The organism is Pseudomonas sp. B20, assembly GCF_020515755.1.
Taxonomy (GTDB): Bacteria; Pseudomonadota; Gammaproteobacteria; order Pseudomonadales; family Pseudomonadaceae; genus Aquipseudomonas; species Aquipseudomonas syringae.
This window is the reverse complement of record NZ_JAHPJG010000014.1, coordinates 156,010-174,781: the sequence shown is the minus strand read 5'-3', so window position 1 is coordinate 174,781 and position 18,772 is coordinate 156,010. Positions and strand designations below refer to the sequence as shown.

Sequence of the window (18,772 nt, the reverse complement as noted above, 5' to 3'; positions counted from 1 at the left end):
CTTGGTATTCAGAGCCCGGCGAGCAGCTTCCGGTAAGCCTGCGCCAGACGCTCCAGGACATCAGCGCCAGAAAACGCCTCGTACAGTGCAATGTGGCTTTCGGCCTGAACACGCGGCTCAAGCTCGCACAACTCATTGAAGCGATTTACCGCAGCCGCCATCTGAACGCGCTCGTTTTCCAGCAGCAAGGCACCGTGCGCCAGCACTACAGGACGCGTTCCGCCCTGACTCTGACGCCAGCGCTGAGCCGTTCCAACCATCTTGCGACCATCGAGATTGACGTTGAAGCGGCCGTCGCAGAATGCACCCGCCACCTCGCCCAGCGAAGCCTGCCCGCCCAACTCGGTCAACAGATCGAGAATCGGCTGACACAATCGCAGGTAGGCGGTTTCTATGCGGTCACGATCAACGTCAGTGGGCGGTTGCGCGTAGACCAGCGCGATATTCAGCGTGGCAGAGGACTGCGGCACTGGCTCGCCGCCGGTTTCACGCAAGAGGACAGGCCACGCCTTGTCCGACAGGGTCTCGCTGGCCTCGGCAAAACCCGGTAAACGGCTCATCCGCCGTGGCATGACCAAAGCCCGATCGTTGGGTCGCCAAAACAGCAGACCGTGATCTGCCACCCCGGAGCATACCGACGCCAGAAGATCCTGCTCGGCCTGCAGGCCTTGTTCGACACAAATGTCGATGATCGAGTCGTGCATGCCGGACCTCGGGAGGGTGTTCAGCTCAATGCGCTCAGTCGATGGACGAAGCGCTTACCGCTATTTTTCGCTCAGGGAAGAACAACCGCTGCAGCTCGGCGCCAGGGTGTTCGGCACGCATGAAGGCCTCGCCCACTAGAAACGAATAGACATCGCTGATTTCCATCAGCTCGACATCCGCACGATTGAGAATGCCGCTTTCGGTAACGACCAGGCGATCACGCGGAATACGCGGCAGCAAGTCCAGCGTGGTTTCCAGGCTCACGTCAAAGGTATGAAGATTGCGATTGTTGATGCCCACCAGCGGTGTATCGAGCGTCTTGAGTGCGCGATCCAGCTCGTCGCCGTCGTGCACCTCGACCAGCACATCCAGCTTCAGGCCCTTGGCAACGGCAGCCAGTTCAGCCAGTTGCACGTCATCCAGTGCCGACACGATCAGCAGAATGCAGTCAGCGCCCAGAGCACGTGCTTCGACCACCTGATAGGGGTCGATCATGAAATCCTTGCGGATCACCGGCAGGTTGCACGCCGCGCGGGCCTCCTGCAGATAGGCATCGGCGCCCTGAAAGAAGTCCACGTCGGTCAGCACCGACAGACAGGTCGCGCCACCGGCCTGATAACTTCTGGCGATCTCGCCCGGCAGGAAGTGTTCGCGGATGACGCCCTTGCTTGGCGAGGCTTTCTTGATTTCCGCGATAACGGCGGGCTGCTTTGCCTTGGCCTGAGTGATCAATGCGTTGGCAAAGCCACGTGGCGCGTCGGCCCGGGCAGCCTGTTGTTCAAGCTCGGCCAGGCTCACAATCGCACGACGAGCCGCGACTTCCTCGGCCTTTCGGGCAAGGATCTTTTCCAGTACGGTTGGCACACTCATGCTTCGTTCTCCTGCTTGAATACCGCCGTGAAGGCACCCAGCTCTTCCAGTTTTTCCCGCGCCAGACCAGTGTGCAGCGCATCGTGCGCCAGGGCCACGCCCTCTTTCAGGCTGGTGGCGTGATCTGCAGCATAAAGCGCGGCGCCGGCGTTGAGCACGATCATTTCCGCAGCTTTCTGACCGTTCTCGGTCTTGCGACGTCCCAGCGCATCGCGGATCAGCTCCAGCGAAGCCGCGGGGCTTTCCACGGCAAGGCCGTACAGGCTCTGACTCTTGATGCCGAGGTCTTCGGGCTGTACCCAGTACTCGGTGACTTCGCCGTTTTTCAGCTCCGCGACGAAGGTCGGTGCGGCCAGACTGAATTCGTCCAGGCCGTCCTGCGAGTGGACCACCAGCACATGCTTGCTGCCCAGACGCAGCAGCACTTCGGCCAGCGGGCGGCACAGCGCCTGGTTGAACACGCCGACGATCTGATGACGGACGCCGGCCGGATTGGTCAGCGGGCCAAGCATATTGAACAGTGTGCGCAGACCCAGCTCGCGACGCGGCCCGGCAGTGTGCTTCATGGCCGTGTGATGAGACTGGGCGAACATGAAGCCAATACCCACGCTGTCGATGCAACGCGCCACCTGAACAGGCGTGAGGTTCAGGTAAACCCCGGCGGCCTCGAGCAGATCGGCACTGCCGCTTTTGCCCGAGACAGCACGATTACCGTGCTTGGCCACGGTGCAACCTGCGGCTGCGATGACGAAAGCAGACGCGGTCGACACGTTGAAGATGTTCGCGCCGTCGCCGCCCGTACCCACGATGTCGACCACGCCGTCCAGGGTTTTCAGTTCGACCTTGCCGGCCAGCTCGCGCATCACCGACACCGCACCGACGATTTCATCGATGGTTTCGCTCTTCATGCGCATGCCCATCAGAAACGCACCGATCTGCGCTTCAGTGCATTGGCCGGTCATGATTTCGCGCATCACATCGCTCATCTCTTCAGTGGTCAGGTCCAGTTGGTTGACCACGCGATTGAGCGCGCTTTTGATATCCATGGGGGTACTCATAAAAAATCCTTAGCCCTGACGCTGGCCGCCGCTCTGCTTGAGAAAATTGGCGAACAGCTCGTGGCCCTGCTCGGTCAGGATCGACTCGGGGTGAAACTGCACCCCTTCGACGTTCAGTGTCTTGTGGCGCAGGCCCATGATCTCATCGACCGAACCGTCTTCCAGCGCAGTCCAGGCCGTCACTTCCAGGCAGTCGGGCAGCGTATCCTGCTTGACCACCAACGAGTGGTAGCGGGTGACCACCAACGGATGATTCAAGCCATCGAACACCCCGCCGTCTTGGTGAATGACCGGGCTGGTTTTGCCATGCATGACCTGACGCGCACGAACCACGTCGCCGCCAAAGGCCTGACCGATGGACTGATGCCCCAGGCACACGCCCAGAATCGGCAGCTTGCCCGCGAAGTGCTTGATCACATCCAGCGAGACGCCGGCTTCATTGGGCGTGCACGGGCCAGGCGAGACCACGATGCGCTCCGGGTTCAGGGCTTCGATCTCGGCGATGCTCAGTTCGTCATTGCGAATGACTTTGACGTCCGCCCCCAGCTCACCGAGGTACTGCACGACGTTGTAGGTAAACGAATCGTAGTTATCGATCATCAGCAGCATTTTGCTATCAACCTTTTGATTTACTGACTTGATTCAGGCCTTCCGGATTCTGCTTCACTCATGCATCCCCACGTCAGCCACAAGGCCGGGGGACGGAGAAAAGCATCATAAAATCGAAGGCATACAGGTACGGGTCCGGCAGGGCCGGCAAGGAAATAGTCAGGCGCGCCAACGCCAACGGGCGTGAGCCTTGATAACGCGCATCAAAAGCTTGCTGACTGTCGTCACGGAAGGGGTCTCATCGGTACGTTTCAGGACATTAGCGTACCGAATCGGCCGGTGCAATATGAATGTACCGGGCCGCGCCGATTGAAAAGGAGTTAAAGGCTGAAAAGAGGGCCGCGCCTCCTTGTGGAGGCGGGATTGAGGCAGGGGCACGATGGCCGAGGGTGGGGAGCCGAGAGGAACATCAGTGCGCAATCTCGCGCACGTAGGCTTGGCAGGCCTTCAAAGCGATCAATCCCTGATCGCCGTAGTCGGTGATGGCGACAATTCGTCCAGCAGCCGCTGGGTCAAGTTCGCCTCGCGAGCTTCCATGAACCACGCCGCCGGTATCGGTGCCGGCTGGCATGCCATCACGGTTGGCGGGGCTGTTGGCGAGGAGGACTGACAAGCGCAAATCAGCGGTAGCCAGGCGATCACGCAAACGAGCCTGAGCAGTCTGTGCATCGCTCAACTCCTTGTGGATGGTTGTATCGTTGGTGTGCAAACGGACTTCCAGCGCCCGTCGTTGTGCCTGCTCGGCGTTCTGCCAGTCGACTAGCGCGAGCGCCGCCTGCTCGCGCTCGCGCTGCCACGTCAGCTGTTGCGCGGACAGTTGCAGGCCATAGCGGGCCGCCTGCCATGTCCAGGCGGCCCATGTACCCAGCCCTGACCCCAGCACGAATGCGAGGATCAGGCATCGCATATCCAGCACTTTCACGGCAGCACCTCCAATGCCCGCTGGTAAAGCGCCTGCCGATCCGCCAGGCCGTTGGTACCGCCGTTGATGCGGCGGGTGATCATCAGAAAATCACCCTTGTCTGCCAGCGCGTTGAGGTTGGCACGGTCCCAGAACCATGCCGCCGACATGGCCGCGTGGTCGGGTTGTTCGAGCAGTTGCGGCTGGGCAAGCAAGTCCAGTCCGAGCGCCTCCCCGCACGCCTCGTAGTTGGTCCGCCCCGTCACCTGAATCAGCCCACGGCCCCGATACAGCTGACCGTCGCCATCTGCCTCTGGCGTGTTGCCCAGACGCAGCGCCAACTGGCCCGTGTCGTACTTCGCCAGGTAGCTGTCACTACCCAGCTCACGCACATAACGAAGCTGCCCGGACTCATGCCCTATCTGAGCGATGAACGCGGCGATACGCAGGCGAGTGTCGATGGCGTAACGGGCCATGGCGATGTTGAGAGCAGGAACGAAAACGCCGGCTTTAGAGCCGGCGTTGGGGAGGATTTGCAGTAGTTGTTGCTGGTTGATAGGCATGGTTACTCCTGCCTTGCTTATGACGCTCGTCAGTGCCCCCAATCGACGAAGCTCTCGTGACTCAAGAGCGACGCGCATTAGGGGTAAAAAACACCCCATCATTGACCTGAGTCGTTAGCAGCAGTCATATCGGCAGGTCGCGGCCATAGCGAAAGCAGAAACAACAACTCCAGCCTCATCGCTGGCGCCGGATGCAATTCGTTTTCGCGCACGCCCTGCCAAATGGCTAACTACTCAGAAGGTGGCACATACACAAAAGGCTGCGCAGGCGCCACTGGCCAGTCGAACTTCCTTGGGTAACCTGGCACTGTGTCAATTAGGGAAAGCTGCACGCGATAAAGACGGAACGCGTACAGCTCAGCGTTTATTGCTGGCACGGATTTCAATTGCTCTTCGGTCGCCAGATTCATTGCTATGGCGTCTTGAAGAATATCCAGTTCGTCCAGCAACGAGTGGATTCGATAGGTAGCGTTACTTGATAAGTTATTTCGCTGACTCGTCACCAGCTGCAGGACCGCCTCCTCGGTCGGCTCGAGAACCGGGCCGAACTCACCGGCGAGGGCACGGTTAAACAGATCGACGCCGTGAGCAGCGGAGTCGTTGGGAGACGCACTAAAAGGCACCTCGCCGTAAGTGTCTTTAAACTCTGCAAACAACACCCACAGATTAATGTATGTGTGTGTCATATCGGACCAACGTGGATCACGAGCGCTTATTACTGTGTACATATGAATACCTTTGATTTTCTATTGAGAGAGTATGGATTTATGAATAATTGACGCTTGCGGGCGTCAGCGGACCTCCCGTTTCGTTTGATGACAGGAACTAAAACGCCGGCGGTGGGGCCGGCGTCAGGGATGATGTTCAGTTGTTGCTACTGGTCGAGAGGCATTGATCCTCCTCTGGGGCTTGCGGGATGAGCCCACCCCATGAGCCGATAAGGTTCTCCTGTTCAAAAGATTAAATGGCGAATAAAACAACGCCCCCTCAGAGCGGGGCGTCAGGACTTGGGCAGCTCGTCTGCACTTACGCCGGTGACGAACTCACTATTTCGCTTGAATTGCTGGTAACGCTCGTCGGTATCCTCGACCAGCGCTTGATTGGGATACTCGGCATCATCCTGAATGCAGGCGAACACTGCGATAATGGTTTTACCGTCTTTGGAAAGTTGTACGTGGATCATGGACCACCTCAGAATTTGTAGCCGGAAATATTGAGAGCACCTTCTTTATAAGTACCTGACTGCACACCTGTAGACCAATAAATAGTTTGAGGCGTAATCAGTCTCAAGTTAGAGAAGGAGCCTGTTTCAATGTCTTGAACCGTCTCTGACATACTGTTTCCAGCTACCTGCTGAATACCTATGCCCGACACGGATGAAGCAATAGTTATCGCAGCATTTACAGTATTGACGCCAGCTATGGATAACCAACCAGTGAGCGCCTTCGCCGAAACAGGAACAACAGAAGCCAGGTTTATCGACTTGGTAGTCGTAATAGCAACGGTAGTCGCGGCCACTTTTTCGCTTACGACGCTAACCTCCCGGCCATCCATAAAACCGATCTGGAACAGCGAGCTCCTAGTCCTCCAGATACTCACTAATGCGGAGGCTGTAAAACCGCCAGGCATGTTTGCTCCGGTATACACCTCGCTCGCTGTCGTCGAGGTGACATCAGTGCACAGCAAGGCAGAAGCCCCTGTCAGAGGGTTGTAGATCGCATAGATAGCAACGAACCCATTCGCTGGCGGCGTCCCCGTATCCATACCGCCGCTGCCTACGGTGTTCAGGTTGATCGTCTTGTTGAATGCGCCAAGCCGATATCCCATCCCACCCAAACCGGTCTCGACAACCAGTTCATCCGCCGTGATCGTTGCGGACGCGGAAGCGCTGACCACACTCATGATCAAATTGCGGGCGCTGCCAACAACCGTGGTGGGTACCAAACCAGGATCGTCGTTCGACACGGCCTCACGCCAGCCAGTCCAGATGCTACTTGCCTGCGTGCGCCAGAATTTGCGGCTACCGGCTCCCAATTGAGTAACAACCTGCAGGCAACCGCCGTTGTTGTAGGGAATGACCTCTACTGAACTGTTCGTTGGCAACGGTTGATTAAGCGTTGTTGGACTGGTGCGATACCAGCCCCCCTGAACAACGAGGTTGAGGTCCGTCACTAACAAACTGGTGGTTACACCCAAGCCAAGCGCAGTAAGAGCAGCCTGTACAAATGCCGTGTTTGCAATGGACAAATCGTTATCACCAGGCGCTGCGGTAGGAGCCTTCGGATCCCCGATGAAGACAGGAGAATCGATTCCCGCCACTTCGGTGATTTTGCCGCGCTTGGTGATGTAGATCGCATCAGGGTTAAAAACAAGCTCTACCCACTCCGCCGCATTGAGCTTCAACGTATTGCTGCCGGCACCGAATAGAGAGATGACCTCAGCACCATTGGCCTTGATAGTTGCCGCTGCTGGCGATGCGTTATGAAAGGTTATCGACTTACCTACCACTACGTTCGCCTTGGAAGGCAAGGTCAGCGTGATACCACCGGCATTGATTCTGTGCCAATGCCCCGCCGCTCCGGGCAACAGAGTTTCAGAAGCGGTGTAGCCAAACCCGGCACCTTTGTAGGCCTGCCTGACCTGCGAACCTATCTGCGTGATAGCCGACGCGAGCTGGTCTGTTCTGGTTTCATCAGGCTGCTCACCACCGGCTGCCATCGCATTCAAAATCTCCTGCGTGATCGAGTTACCCCACTGCGCAGGAATAAGCGAACCGGGCATGCCGGTCGCCGGGTTTTCATCTACAAACTTGCCGCTTGCCAGGCCTACGCCCGGCACACTCTTGGGATAATCCACATTGTGTTCCTCAGTTGAAGTTTACGAATTCGACGCTGTGCGCCGGTGCTGCTCGACGGATCAAACATTCGATTGCGAGCCCGGGATTCACCCCGAACCGCTCGCCCCAGTAGCTGGCCCCGAAGCGTCGGCCCAGGCGCTGGCGCCCGCCGGTGTTCAGGGTCCACATGAATTGCGCGCTCCAGGTGCCGAAATGCGCCCGACCAAAACGCGAACGCCCCATACGGGGCGCTCGGTGTTCGGTCACGGTGGCATCGGGGTAGCCCTGGCTGATGGCGATGTCGATGTAGAACGCCGCGTTCTGCCCTCCTGTCGCCACGAGCCGCTGGCGCACCGACAGGCGCCGGTCTGCGAACAACGGTTTGAGCCCCAGGCACGGGTCAGGCAGGTTCATCACCCGCTCCCAGTCCGGGACCAGCTCACTGACGGTGGCGGGGTCCATCTCGTTGAGCAGGTCGAACGCGCGGCCATCGATGCGTGCGAACTCGCGGGACAGGCCGGTAATCACCTGCTGCAATTCCGGCACCCGCTCCGGATCCCATGCGGGACCGGGTGGCAACAGCGCCTGCAGTTGTCCGGCGTAGTGTTCGGCAGTTCTTATGACGACCATTGAATACCCCCGAACGTGAGCAGCTGGTTGGCCGCAGCAGTAACGTTGGCCACGGGTGAAACCAGCACATGATCGGTTTCGCCTGTCGCGCGACTGATGGCCTCGGCGATGTGCGTGAGCAACAGGGTTTCGCCCAGTCCGCCCTCACGGTTGTGCAGGTCCAACAGTTGCGCCTCGACCGCCGCCCGCACGGCGGAGGTGTCCGGGGTGAGCCGGATGGTGTAGACCACCGGTTTCTGCACCGGCGCCAGCACATATACGTCTGCGGTGACTGGACGCAGCGGCTCGATATACGCTGCGACCGCAGCGAGCTGCTCGGCGTCGGGAATGGGATCGGCCTGGTCGTCACGCATGAAGAACACCGCCACCGTCCCTGGCCCCATGAACCGGCGCACACACCAGGCGCGCGTCACGCCCGGCACTTCCAGCGCCCAGGTCACGTAATCATCCTGATTGCCGCCATGCGGGATGACCCGGTAGGAGCGCACGACACGCGCACGCAACGACTCGATACTTTCCTGCGAGATGCCGCCGGAAAGTCCGTCGGCAATGACGGTGAAGGTGCTGTCGATGCCTTCGACCGGTTGCACGGCAGTCATCACCAGACCGGCATCTGCATTACCCAGAACACCGGCATCCACCGCTTCGACCGTGGTCGTGTTATTGCCCGCAACCGTGGTGACGCCTTTGGTGACGCGGTAGAAGCGTCCATCACTGAACTGCAGCACAGTGTCCGCATCCAGCACCGCGCCGGCTGCAGCGGTGAAGCGCACCGTGCCGGTAGCGGCCTGTGCCACTTTGCGCGGCTGCCTCAGGCGCAGGATGGCTTGCCGCTCGAGGGTTTCCTCGTCGGCGGTGTCCGGCAGAATCTGGTCGGCGATCCAGTCCTGATAGCCGTACAGCCCGTAGGCCGCGCCGCTGTGCGCGCGGGACAATACCCGAGCATCGGACTGACGCAGCGCTTCGTCGGCGAGGTCGACCTGGGTTCGGTTGATCAGCGCCGGTAACGTAGGTGTTTCAAACGGCATAAATCACCTGCCACTGTTCAGAAGGGTTGAAACGCACGAGCTGACCGTCCGAGACGACCAGCTCGACGCCCAGGTTCAGGCGGTTGCTCTGAACCTGTTCGGTAAGAATGTTGATGTGCTGGACCTGGCCATCTTCGATCAGCCAGTCGAGCGCTTCCCGGGCATAGAACTCGGCATCGCGCCGGGTCTGGGCAGTCAGCCTGACCCGACGCAGCAGCCACAGCCTGGAACCGATGCGGTCATTGGCCTGTGCCGGGTAGGTGTCGCCCCACCAGCCATAGCGCTCGGCATCGTCGAACGGATCGTCCGCTTCGGCACGCCGCCAGGTGAACAGGCTGATGACCACCGAGCGCAGCAAGGACGCCTGCAGAGAACCTTCGATAATCATCCGGCACCTCCAACGGGCGGCCCGCTCTGGCCATTACCGCCCTGCACGTTGCCGTGCAGATGGCTGATCTGGCTGATGCCAGCGGCAAGCTGGTCGCCCTGGGAGACGATCTTTCCGGTCTGGGTGATCTGTGGAGTGTCGAAGTTCACGGCCACCGCCGCCTTGATGTTCAAGGTGTCGGTTTCAATGTCGATGACCTTGCCGCGCTTGAGGTGAATCTTGTCGCCCTCGTCGGTATAGATCGCCACTTCGCCCGACTCCAGCCCCTTGAGCCGATAGCGCCGGTCGGCCACCACCAGCAGCAGACCGTGCGACCGGTCGCCACCAATGAACGCGGCGATACCTTCAGCGCCGGCCAGTGGATTGCTGGTGAAACCGTAGGGTTCGAAGTGCTCCATGTCGTCCTTGACCTCTCCGGCGGTGAGGCGCATTTGCAGCGCCTGCATTTTGCTGCTGGCCCTGGCGAGCACCACGGTGCCGCGCACCAGCATGCGATTGAGTAAGCTCATGAGGTTGTTTCCTCGTCGATGGGCAGCAGCCAGGAGTAAGCGTCCTGATTGACCTGCACCTTGCTGCGCTTGTTGGGGTCACCTGGCTCGGCCTGGAAACCTTCAGGCGGACCGACCACCAGTGTGGTGATCGTGCCTTGGTCGCTCAGCGAGTAGGTCACGGCTGAAATCAGCATGTTGCGGCTCGTAAAACCGATGACCGGATCGATCACCCGGACCATGGTGTTGTGCCGCCAGAGCGCCCCGTTGGACTGCCGCCAGCCCTGGACCTTGTAGGTGGTGAGCAGCGCCTTGCCGGCCCGCTGACCGCGCTCCCAATTGGCGCGACTCAGGGCGAGCTTGGGTGTGATCGGCGCATCCTCATGAACGACCAGTACGCGAAGACGCTTTTTATGCGCGGGATCGTCATGCCGGTCATCCGTGACTTCTGCCGAAACCTCCGACGACTCCTTGCCAAACGTCTGGTCATTACCAGTCTGTTGACCGATGACCCGGTACTCGGAAAAAAGCCCGGAAAAGTCCCGCGCTATGTTCGCGCTCAACACATTCTTGCCGAGTTCGAGCGCGTCTGCGCTCTGCCCGCGACTACCCGGCCTGGCCAGCACCACATTGCCGTATTCGTCATCGGTGGAAAAAATCCGGAACAGGGTCAGCAACCGGTCAATGGACTTGAACACGGTTTCGGCAGGCTCGATGGTGTGATCGGCCATCTTCGAGGTTTCCGGTATTTCGCTGATCACCGACAAACCATAAGGAGCAGCCAGCGCTTCAACGATCTTCAACACACCCACCTCCTTCCACTGGCTCGGCCTGTTGATGGCCGAGCAGTCGATGAGGTCGGCGGTTTTCGAGCGCCCGGAAATCTTTAGCGTGACTTGCTTGCCGTCATAGCTGATCGGCGCGGCAAACACCCAGCCGGTCAGAATCAACTCGCCGCCGATACGCACTTCGCACGCTGCGCCGGGCGTGATCGGATGCGAAATCTCAGTGCCCGGCCACTGCCAGGTAATGCTCACGTCAAAGCTGCGCGCCTGACGCTCGATCCCGGCAGAGATTTCCACCGACTTCCAGCCGGCATAGTCGTGCTCGTCAACCGTCAGGGTGACAACGTTAGGGTCGATCATGGGTCACTCCTGAGCGATCTTCAGCGTGCCGGGCGGCACGAAGCCCGGATGGGCCAGCCGATTGCGCTGCACCATTTCCAGTGCCCGGCTGGCGTCACCGAATCGGCGATAGGCCAGCACCAGCGCGGGCAAAGGCTCGGAGACCTTCATGTCCACCAGACGTACACCGGAGGCCGCCACCGCGTTGAGGTGCCTGATCAACGCCTGACGCAACGTATTGAGCGCCAGGTAATGTTCGGGGTCGGCTTTCAACGACGCTTCCCAGATCGCCGAACTCAGCGTGTCACGCAGTTCGATGACGTCATCGGCAACCGGCACATCGACGCGTTGCAGCGCTTGCGTCACTTGCTGATCCAGCGACGGCACTACCGTGAGCGGCGTGACGGTCGTCGCAACCGGCATGCTCGCGACGATTTTCGCCACCTTGACCAACAAGGCATCCTGAACCAGATTGGCCGCCGCCTGAGCCGTCACGCCGGTGTCCAGCCCGCTGCTCTGACTGACCAGATTGATGCCGGACACCGCTTCCGCCTGTTGCGTGGCCTCGGAAATCACCGACCGGTAATCGACCGTTTCAACAGAGGACACGCCGCCATTGCTGCCGGACCTTGCTGCCGCGCTGCTCGCCGCCGTGCCGTTACTGCCACTCGCGGATCCGCTGCCTGAGCCGCCCCCTGTCGAGCTGCCGGAACCTGACCCGGCACTCGTCCCGGTACTCGCACCGCCAATACTGCTGGTGCCGTTCGCTCTTCTGGCTCGACGGCTGTCCCCGTCGAAACTGGCGAAGAACGTGGTAAACAGCGTGCTGACCGTCAACGGCGCATTGACCAGCGAATGCACCAGCGCAGTGACATCCGAATAGATCGTCATGAACGGTGTGAACTGCCGCTGAATAGTCGCGAATACACCCGACAGGGCGCTGCGCAGCGCCTGAATATTGATACGCACCGCGTCCACCGTGGCCATCACCGAGCGGTAGCGCCTGAGCGCCGAGTCCAGCAGGCTCTCGGACGCGCCCAGCAACTGCCGTCGCGTATTGAGGGTCGACACGGGAAACTTGAGCGGGTTGGCCGGATAGAATTTCAGGTCCAGCCGGACGAGCCCGCCTTCGCTCAGGTTGTGTGTAACGCCACATTCGCCAACCTGGACCTGCACGCGACCCAGCCAGGGATGCACCAGCTCGCCGGCACCTTCCTGCTCCAGTGCCTGCAGCAGTCTGTCTCGCTGTTCGAAACAGTCGGGACCGACAATGAACCCCGTCAGCGTATGCACTTTCGACTGTTTGCCCAGCGACTCGAAATAAGGCTCGTCGCGTTGTGGAAACTCATGCAACTGCCCCTTGCGGCCTGCCGGGACGACGGCTTTTTCAATGAAAAAACCGACGCCCCGAAAAGACGCTGGCAGCAGGCTGTCACGCCATGTACTCATGATCCGGCTCCTGCGCCGAGGGTTCGATAACCGACGTTTGGCGATATCGTCAAACCCGGCTGGTTGGTTTGCACTTGCCCGGCGCGCATGCCCGGCGGCGCGTTTTCAAAGCGAATGTTGAGCTCGCCCTCAAGTCGCGGGCCGGCACCGGCTGCGCCCTGTTGCAACAACAGGCTGCCGGGCGCCAACGGCGTGGGTACGCCGAGCAATTGGCTGGTCGAGGGCACGCCAGTGGCCTGATTGAGCAACTGCTGATTCGTGCGAACGTTCTCGACGGCACCGGCCGCCAGAAACGCCCCGGTCCCGCCGCCTGGCCCTGCGTTGCGTATCCGCTGTTCTTCCGCGAACTGATTGGCCTTCTCGGTCGCCCGCTGCAGGACGGTCTTATTCGTGTCGCCACCAAACCAGCTCATGATCGGTTCGATGAATGGCTTGATGTCCGCCCACAGACCTGCGAACCAGGTTTTGATCGGCTGCCAGTTCTCGATGACCATGCCCAGCGGCGAAAAACTGAACAGCGTTGCCAGCACATCGGTAAACGGTTGCGCCTCGGCCTTGATGGTTTCCCACAGGCCGGCCAGGTACTCGGACAACGGCTGCCAGTTGGCCACGACCATGCCCAGCGGCGACCACGCAAACAGCGTTTGCAGAAAATCGAAAACCGGCGTGGCCAGCGCCTTGATCACGTCCCACAGCGCAGCAAAGAATTCGCTCAGTGGCTGCCAGTTGGCTGCGATCATGCCCAGCGGCGTCCAGGCGAAGACCGCCTTGAGTACGTCCCACAGCGCCATCACCGGTCCGCGAATCGCCTCCCAGACCGCCTGAAAATAAGGTGCGACGGTCGACCAGTTGGCGATCAGAAAACCTGCCGCCAGCGCCAGGCCGCGCACGATCAGGCCCAACGGTGACATGCCCATGACCGCAGCCAGCAGACCGGCGGCACTCGTCGCAGCGAGAACGGCGACTTGCAGTACGCCGAAAGCAATCGCGGCGCCCACGACGCCCTTGATCACCTCTGGATGTTCGGCCGCCAGCGCGGCGACCTGAGAAATCATCGGCCCGATCACGGCCATTGCTTCGTTCATCGCCGGCAGGAACATACTGCCGATGTTGATGCCCAGACGATCGACACGGTTGGTCATCTCTTTGATGGCAGTGGCCGTGGTCTGGGAGTTATCTGCGAACTCCTTCTCGATGGAGCCGCTGTTTTGCACGCCCTCCCCGACCTTGGCCAGGTTGGACCTGAGCACATCGAGGTGGGCCAGCAGTGGCGTGATCGCGCCCAGCGATTCGGCACCGAACAGCTGCGTGATGACGTCCGACTGTTTGCCGGGATCAACACTGGAAACCGCCGTCAGAACCTTTTCAATGGTCCCGGACGGGTCACTCTGCATGCCTTGGGTCAGCTGGTTGACGTCGAGCTGCAACGCCTCGAACGCCCCGGCTTTCGCCGCGCCCCCTTCGGTCAACGATTGCATGAAACGCTTCATGCCGCTGGCGGCCACATCGGCCGGCACATCGACGCTGGCCAGGGTCGCTCCCATGGCCGCCAGTTGCCCGGAGGCCATCCCCGCAACCGGCCCGAGCGGGCCCATTGCAGTGACCATGGTGGCGATTTTCTTTTCCAGGTTGTTGCCGCCGAGCACGTTGATCTTCTCAGACAACGCCGCGACCTGCGGCTGAGTCATCTGAAACGATGACCGCCACGAGGCCATCATGTCGCCCGACTCGGCCGCTGTCTGATCGAATGCGACGCCCATTTTCACGGCGTCGCTGGCAAACCCGGTCAGTTCTTCGCGCGGTACATTGGCCTTGGCACCCGCGGCGACAATCGCCGCGATACCGTTGGCGCTTTCCGGCAGTCGTTCGCTGAGGTCCAGAATGTCGGAACTCATCTGCTGGAACTGTTGCGGTGTTTCAAAGGTGACCGATCGTTTCACGCCGGCCATGCTGGTCTCGAAACCGATCGCTGCCTTTACCCCGGCAATCAAGGGCTCTGCCAAAGCATTGCCCTTGATCATCTCGCCCACTTCGACGTTCCCAAGACCAGAGCCTTTAAGCCTGGTCTCGAAGCCTTCAACGTTGTTGCGGATGGTTGCCAGCGTTGGAGACAGCTTGTCGACGCCGGTAATCAGCGTCTTGATAGTGTCTGCCATCACTCCCCCTGCAGGATCTGGTTGATGCGTTGCGTCTGCAAGATCGACTCGGTGATGACGTCCAGCTCCCTGGACATCATCAGTTCGGGATCGGTCTTCCAGAAATACGCGAGGTCGTAAACGACGGCGATCAGTCCTTCGAGGTCGCTGATGCCGCTGCCATGAAAAAACTCGCAACCTTCCAGCTCAACGTGTTGATGTCGCACAGGTCCATCTGATTGACCGACGAGGGCGGGATGCCGGCGCAGACGGCGATGTACTTCGCCGCCACGTCCAGATCCAGAGAAACTTCCTCGTTCTTGTCGATCCTGTACGGCAGGGCCTTGATGGCCCGCGCTTCCTGCGCCGTAGGGCGCCGGAAGGTCAGTTGCGAAAGGGTTTCGCCGTGCGCTTCGATCGGGCTGGCCAGGTCGATGACTTCACTCATTGCCAGCTCCCCTGATTGCCGTCGAACTTCAGCTCGATGGTGCCGTCGTCAGCCTTGCTGCTCGGCTCATCGACCAGGTAGGCGCCGGACAGGACGTAGGTCTTGCCGTTCTTGAATTCACAGGTGATGGTCATGTCCACACCGGTGGTAAGCAGCTTGAGCGGCAGATCTGCGGTATGCACGGCGGTGAATTTCAGCCACGCGGCCTTGTCGACTTCCTTGTAGTAGCCCGGTACGACGGTATCGCGCTTGATGTTCATCAGAGGCGCTTCGCCGCCGCCGCTGATGGTCAATTGGGTGCCATCCACTTTGATGTAGCAGGTACCCGCAACTTTCTGACCCATGTTGTTTATCTCCAGAATGAAAAAACCCGCACGAGGCGGGCTTGAAAGGGTTGGTTAGGCTTATGCCGCTTCGTCGTACTGCAAGCGGAACTGGTTGAGCAGCGCGAACACGCGCAGGCCGTTGATGTAGTCAGGCGGGAACATCACGTTCACGCGGCTTGGGTCATTGCCGTCACGCTCGACGATCAGATGCTGGGCGAACGTTTCGGCGTTCTCCACATGACCCTCTTCTTCAAGACGTGCGTATTGCGCAATCAACTCGCCACGGATGGTGCTCGGCGTGATGATCGGCTGGCCGGCACCGAAGCGCGTGCCATCGTTGGCCAGCTTGTGGCGGCCGTACTTGCTGGTGATGATGCCTTGCAGACGACGGATGATGAACGCCGACTGGTGCATGGTTTCGCTGTCCAGGTACGAGTTGTCAGCCTGGCCGTAAGCGTTCTTCTGGTAGGTGGTGATCGAACGCTGAATGCGCACGTAACCGCCTTCGTAGTACGCCGTGGCGATGCCGTAACGCAGCAGCGACTCACGCTCGGTCAGGGTGAAACGCTGACTGGCCGGCGCCGGATCGATACCGGGCATGGTGCCGCTCTGGGTCGGACGGCTGGCGTCGGCAGAGATGAACACCGCCGTACGCGCAGCCAGTGCAGCGGCTTGCAGCCAGACCGGTTGCGGAACACCGTTTTCGACACCCTGAAGGGTGATGTGCTGGTCGTTGCGCAGTTGACCTGCGGCCACCAGCGTACCGACCGTGCCGCGCTTGGCGCTGTAAACGTGACCGTACAGCTGACGTGCCCAGCTCCAGCGACCGGTGCTGTCGTCCATTGCCGCTTTCCAGGCATCCAGCGTGGCGGTGTCGGTCCAGGGCATGCAGATGAACTCGAACGGCTCATCGCCCAGCGCAGCCAGTGCCTTGAGCTGATCAGGCGTACCCACGCCACCAGTCATGACGGTGCCTGCCGCCGTCAGGCCGGCAGGAATGACTTCGCCATTGGTCTTGCCCTGGCGATTGAATTCCAGCTGGATGTCATTGCCGCTTGCCCCGCTCCATTTGCAGGAAAGGGTCAGCACACCCGCTTCGACAGCCGCGGTGATCGGCAGGTCAGGCGTGGCATTGATTTTCACCGACAGCGCCGTGGCCGCCTGGGCAGCGGTTGCGCCGTTAACGACAGTGGCCTGCACTCGCATGCCGCCGACATACAGGTTCAGCAGACCGGCTTCGGTCGCCGCACCGGTGAGGGTGACTTTCGCGCTGGCCTTGGCGCCTTCGGTACTGAGCAGCGGCAGGCACCAGACTTCGCCGGTGGGGTCCGCCTTGCGCCAGGTTTCATACATGGCGGCCAGCATGGAACCCTGACCGCCGATGTTTTTCGCCAGCGCCACGCTTGGCACCAGCACCAGAGAACCCAGTTCGGGGCCGGACACATCGTCGTTGACCTGCGCAACGATCAGTCGACGCATGCTGGCCGACGCGCTGTTGGCGGCCGAGTTGTCCATCTCCGCATAAAACAGCGGAACGCGAACATCGGATGGAATGTTGTTAAAGCTGATAGCCATTGTTTGGCTTCCTCTTGGTTAAGCCGTGAAGGCTTGATGGGTGGTGGTGGATTGCTCGGTTTTAAGGGTGATGTCGCCGTCGTTCTGACGACGCTGCCACCAGGCGTTGAAGGTCACCTGCCGGCCTTCGACGGGCAGCAAATCGCCCGCCTCCGGATCCGGCACAGTGCGGCCTTCGGCCGGTACTACAGTGATGCGTTGAGTCATGGGGTTACCTCTGCTGTGAACTTCGCTTCGATACGGCCATCAGGGCCGGGGGATTTCAGATTCGGATCTGCGGGGTCAACGCAGTCCATCTCGAGGGTGGCGCCGGTAAACCCGGGCAAACCATCCAGATACGCTTCGTGCCAGGTCTCGGCAGGCTGATCGGCGGTGTTGCGGCCCAGTTGAAACTGCGCTGCAAAGCCGAAGCGATACGTCACCCGGTCGCCGCTGATCTGCACCAGCGCGCCACCGGTGTACTGCATCGCGTCGTAATCGTGATCCGGGTTCCAGCCCACCAGTGCACGCCACAGTTCGGCGCGCAGGGCATGCAGTTGCTCGCTGGCTTCCTGCCCGCGCTTGTCACCGCCATCGAGCACCACCACGACATCGATCGTGTCGGTGATGTTCTGGCGGATGACGTTCTGCAAATCGTTGGCGGTGGACTGATCGCCAGTGGCAATCACGTACGCCGACGGGTGAGCGAGCTGATCGCCGAGGGCGACCGCAGCCCAGTCGATACCGGCACTGATTCGCCCGGCAAAGCTCGGGCAGGTCGCCTGCAAATGGGCAACTATCGGGGTTATCTTCATGAGGGTTTCCGCGTGTATTGAAGGTTGATTGCGGCGTGGGAGACGCCTACTGATTCGCCTTGCCCAATGCCTCATCAGCCTTGTCTGCAGCACGGCTGGCCGTGTGAGCGGCCTGATTGGCAATCGATGCAGCACTCTCGACCTTGTCTGCTGCCTGGGTGGTGGTTTCGGCCAGCCTGTCCAGGCGCCGGTCGCGCTTACCCAGCGCTGCGTCGTAGGCATTGCGAACCTCGGCCAGCTGCTGCGTATGCTCGGCATTCGCCGACCACTGCCCGGCCTGAAAACCGAGCATCAGGCAGCCAGCGATCAGCAGCACGGAAATCAGCCAGACCTCCAGGCGCCGCCACCAATGGCGAGCGATGAAATCAATTGCGCATCTGTGCATCGTTTGCACCTCCGAGTTGAGATCGCAGCCGGGCTATTTCGGCGCTTTGCGTGGTGACCTTGTCGGTGAGTTGAACGATGTGGCTGGTGAGGGCTTCGATCTTGCCCTCCATCCGGCCAACCGCTGCGGCGAGCTCGTTGCGCTCCTTGGCGAACTGATCAGCCCGCGCTTCAGCCTCCTTGCGCGCCTGGCGCTCGGAGTCGAGCAATTCATTGAGGCGACGAACCGTGCCGATGTCCGCGTTGTCCATCGCCCGGTCTGTTGCATCTCTGGAAAGAAACTTGCGCAGCCATAGAAAGCCGCCAAGCAGAATTGTGCCCGTGCCGCCCAGCCAGGTAGCTGTGCCTGGGCCTAGGTCGGTTGGGTCCATTGGTACTCCGGAAATAAAAAAGGCCGCACTGAGGCGGCCGGGCTGAACACATTTAACAATGCTGCGTCGGCCAGGCTTGCGACGACACCT

At 60.4% G+C, this 18,772-nt stretch carries 22 protein-coding genes and 1 pseudogene; all 23 read right to left on the bottom strand.

What is annotated here, in order from left to right:
• Positions 1 to 8: 8 nt before the first annotated feature.
• The 23 genes and pseudogenes from LIX91_RS15515 to LIX91_RS15405 all read right to left on the bottom strand — a co-directional run bounded on the left by LIX91_RS15515 (position 9) and on the right by LIX91_RS15405 (position 18,682).
• Positions 9 to 704: a biotin/lipoate A/B protein ligase family protein gene (locus tag LIX91_RS15515; protein WP_003419676.1), complete on the bottom strand. Its 696-nt coding sequence runs from the start codon at positions 702 to 704 to the stop codon at positions 9 to 11.
• A gap of 34 nt (positions 705 to 738) precedes the next feature.
• Complete coding sequence (gene trpC, locus LIX91_RS15510) at positions 739 to 1,575, bottom strand: indole-3-glycerol phosphate synthase TrpC (protein WP_226488732.1); 837 nt, start codon at positions 1,573 to 1,575, stop codon at positions 739 to 741.
• Complete coding sequence (gene trpD, locus LIX91_RS15505; RefSeq protein ID WP_003316297.1) at positions 1,572 to 2,621, bottom strand: anthranilate phosphoribosyltransferase; 1,050 nt, start codon at positions 2,619 to 2,621, stop codon at positions 1,572 to 1,574. Before trpD ends, trpC begins: the two co-directional genes overlap by 4 nt.
• Before the next feature lie 21 nt (positions 2,622 to 2,642).
• Positions 2,643 to 3,242 carry an aminodeoxychorismate/anthranilate synthase component II gene (locus LIX91_RS15500; RefSeq protein WP_003419681.1) on the bottom strand — a complete coding sequence of 200 codons (600 nt, stop codon included), beginning with the start codon at positions 3,240 to 3,242 and terminating at the stop codon, positions 2,643 to 2,645.
• Positions 3,243 to 3,651: 409 nt separating this feature from the next.
• Positions 3,652 to 4,164 (bottom strand): lysis system i-spanin subunit Rz, encoded by a 513-nt coding sequence (locus LIX91_RS15495; protein WP_226488731.1) that lies wholly within the window; start codon positions 4,162 to 4,164, stop codon positions 3,652 to 3,654.
• Positions 4,161 to 4,706, bottom strand: coding sequence for a glycoside hydrolase family 19 protein (locus tag LIX91_RS15490; RefSeq protein WP_046237369.1), 546 nt, complete (start codon positions 4,704 to 4,706; stop codon positions 4,161 to 4,163). Before LIX91_RS15490 ends, LIX91_RS15495 begins: the two co-directional genes overlap by 4 nt.
• 230 nt (positions 4,707 to 4,936) lie before the next feature.
• A complete protein-coding gene (locus LIX91_RS15485) occupies positions 4,937 to 5,434 on the bottom strand; it encodes a phage tail protein (RefSeq protein ID WP_103697338.1) in 498 nt (165 codons plus the stop codon).
• A 272-nt stretch (positions 5,435 to 5,706) separates the two neighbouring features.
• Positions 5,707 to 5,889 carry a hypothetical protein gene (locus LIX91_RS15480; RefSeq protein ID WP_046269561.1) on the bottom strand — a complete coding sequence of 61 codons (183 nt, stop codon included), beginning with the start codon at positions 5,887 to 5,889 and terminating at the stop codon, positions 5,707 to 5,709.
• Positions 5,890 to 7,007: 1,118 nt separating this feature from the next.
• Positions 7,008 to 7,562 (bottom strand): annotated as a pseudogene (locus LIX91_RS25640) (phage tail protein); the annotation flags it as partial.
• 10 nt (positions 7,563 to 7,572) lie between these two features.
• The gene (locus tag LIX91_RS15470; protein ID WP_024662983.1) at positions 7,573 to 8,172 is read right to left on the bottom strand and encodes a YmfQ family protein; all 600 of its coding nucleotides are present in this window, start codon (positions 8,170 to 8,172) and stop codon (positions 7,573 to 7,575) included.
• Complete coding sequence (locus LIX91_RS15465) at positions 8,160 to 9,200, bottom strand: baseplate J/gp47 family protein (RefSeq protein ID WP_003372716.1); 1,041 nt, start codon at positions 9,198 to 9,200, stop codon at positions 8,160 to 8,162. The genes LIX91_RS15470 and LIX91_RS15465 overlap by 13 nt, the downstream gene beginning before the upstream one ends.
• Entirely contained in the window at positions 9,190 to 9,588 is a 399-nt protein-coding gene (locus tag LIX91_RS15460; RefSeq protein ID WP_198702008.1) for a phage GP46 family protein, read from the bottom strand. The genes LIX91_RS15465 and LIX91_RS15460 overlap by 11 nt, the downstream gene beginning before the upstream one ends.
• Entirely contained in the window at positions 9,585 to 10,097 is a 513-nt protein-coding gene (locus LIX91_RS15455) for a phage baseplate assembly protein V (protein ID WP_003341098.1), read from the bottom strand. The genes LIX91_RS15460 and LIX91_RS15455 overlap by 4 nt, the downstream gene beginning before the upstream one ends.
• Positions 10,094 to 11,221 (bottom strand): phage baseplate assembly protein, encoded by a 1,128-nt coding sequence (locus LIX91_RS15450; protein WP_226488729.1) that lies wholly within the window; start codon positions 11,219 to 11,221, stop codon positions 10,094 to 10,096. Before LIX91_RS15450 ends, LIX91_RS15455 begins: the two co-directional genes overlap by 4 nt.
• 3 nt (positions 11,222 to 11,224) lie before the next feature.
• Positions 11,225 to 12,649 carry a DNA circularization protein gene (locus LIX91_RS15445; RefSeq protein ID WP_226488728.1) on the bottom strand — a complete coding sequence of 475 codons (1,425 nt, stop codon included), beginning with the start codon at positions 12,647 to 12,649 and terminating at the stop codon, positions 11,225 to 11,227.
• Positions 12,646 to 14,805: a phage tail tape measure protein gene (locus tag LIX91_RS15440; protein ID WP_103751235.1), complete on the bottom strand. Its 2,160-nt coding sequence runs from the start codon at positions 14,803 to 14,805 to the stop codon at positions 12,646 to 12,648. Before LIX91_RS15440 ends, LIX91_RS15445 begins: the two co-directional genes overlap by 4 nt.
• 130 nt (positions 14,806 to 14,935) lie before the next feature.
• Entirely contained in the window at positions 14,936 to 15,232 is a 297-nt protein-coding gene (locus LIX91_RS15435; protein WP_003316280.1) for a phage tail assembly protein, read from the bottom strand.
• Entirely contained in the window at positions 15,229 to 15,576 is a 348-nt protein-coding gene (locus tag LIX91_RS15430; protein WP_011269114.1) for a phage tail tube protein, read from the bottom strand. Before LIX91_RS15430 ends, LIX91_RS15435 begins: the two co-directional genes overlap by 4 nt.
• Before the next feature lie 60 nt (positions 15,577 to 15,636).
• Positions 15,637 to 17,133 (bottom strand): phage tail sheath subtilisin-like domain-containing protein, encoded by a 1,497-nt coding sequence (locus LIX91_RS15425; protein WP_226488727.1) that lies wholly within the window; start codon positions 17,131 to 17,133, stop codon positions 15,637 to 15,639.
• An 18-nt stretch (positions 17,134 to 17,151) separates the two neighbouring features.
• Complete coding sequence (locus tag LIX91_RS15420) at positions 17,152 to 17,340, bottom strand: DUF2635 domain-containing protein (protein WP_003419716.1); 189 nt, start codon at positions 17,338 to 17,340, stop codon at positions 17,152 to 17,154.
• Positions 17,337 to 17,927 (bottom strand): hypothetical protein, encoded by a 591-nt coding sequence (locus tag LIX91_RS15415; RefSeq protein WP_011269116.1) that lies wholly within the window; start codon positions 17,925 to 17,927, stop codon positions 17,337 to 17,339. The genes LIX91_RS15420 and LIX91_RS15415 overlap by 4 nt, the downstream gene beginning before the upstream one ends.
• Positions 17,928 to 17,973: 46 nt before the next feature.
• Positions 17,974 to 18,312: a hypothetical protein gene (locus tag LIX91_RS15410; RefSeq protein ID WP_003372736.1), complete on the bottom strand. Its 339-nt coding sequence runs from the start codon at positions 18,310 to 18,312 to the stop codon at positions 17,974 to 17,976.
• Positions 18,293 to 18,682 (bottom strand): hypothetical protein, encoded by a 390-nt coding sequence (locus LIX91_RS15405; protein ID WP_003411734.1) that lies wholly within the window; start codon positions 18,680 to 18,682, stop codon positions 18,293 to 18,295. The genes LIX91_RS15410 and LIX91_RS15405 overlap by 20 nt, the downstream gene beginning before the upstream one ends.
• Positions 18,683 to 18,772 lie beyond the last annotated feature (90 nt).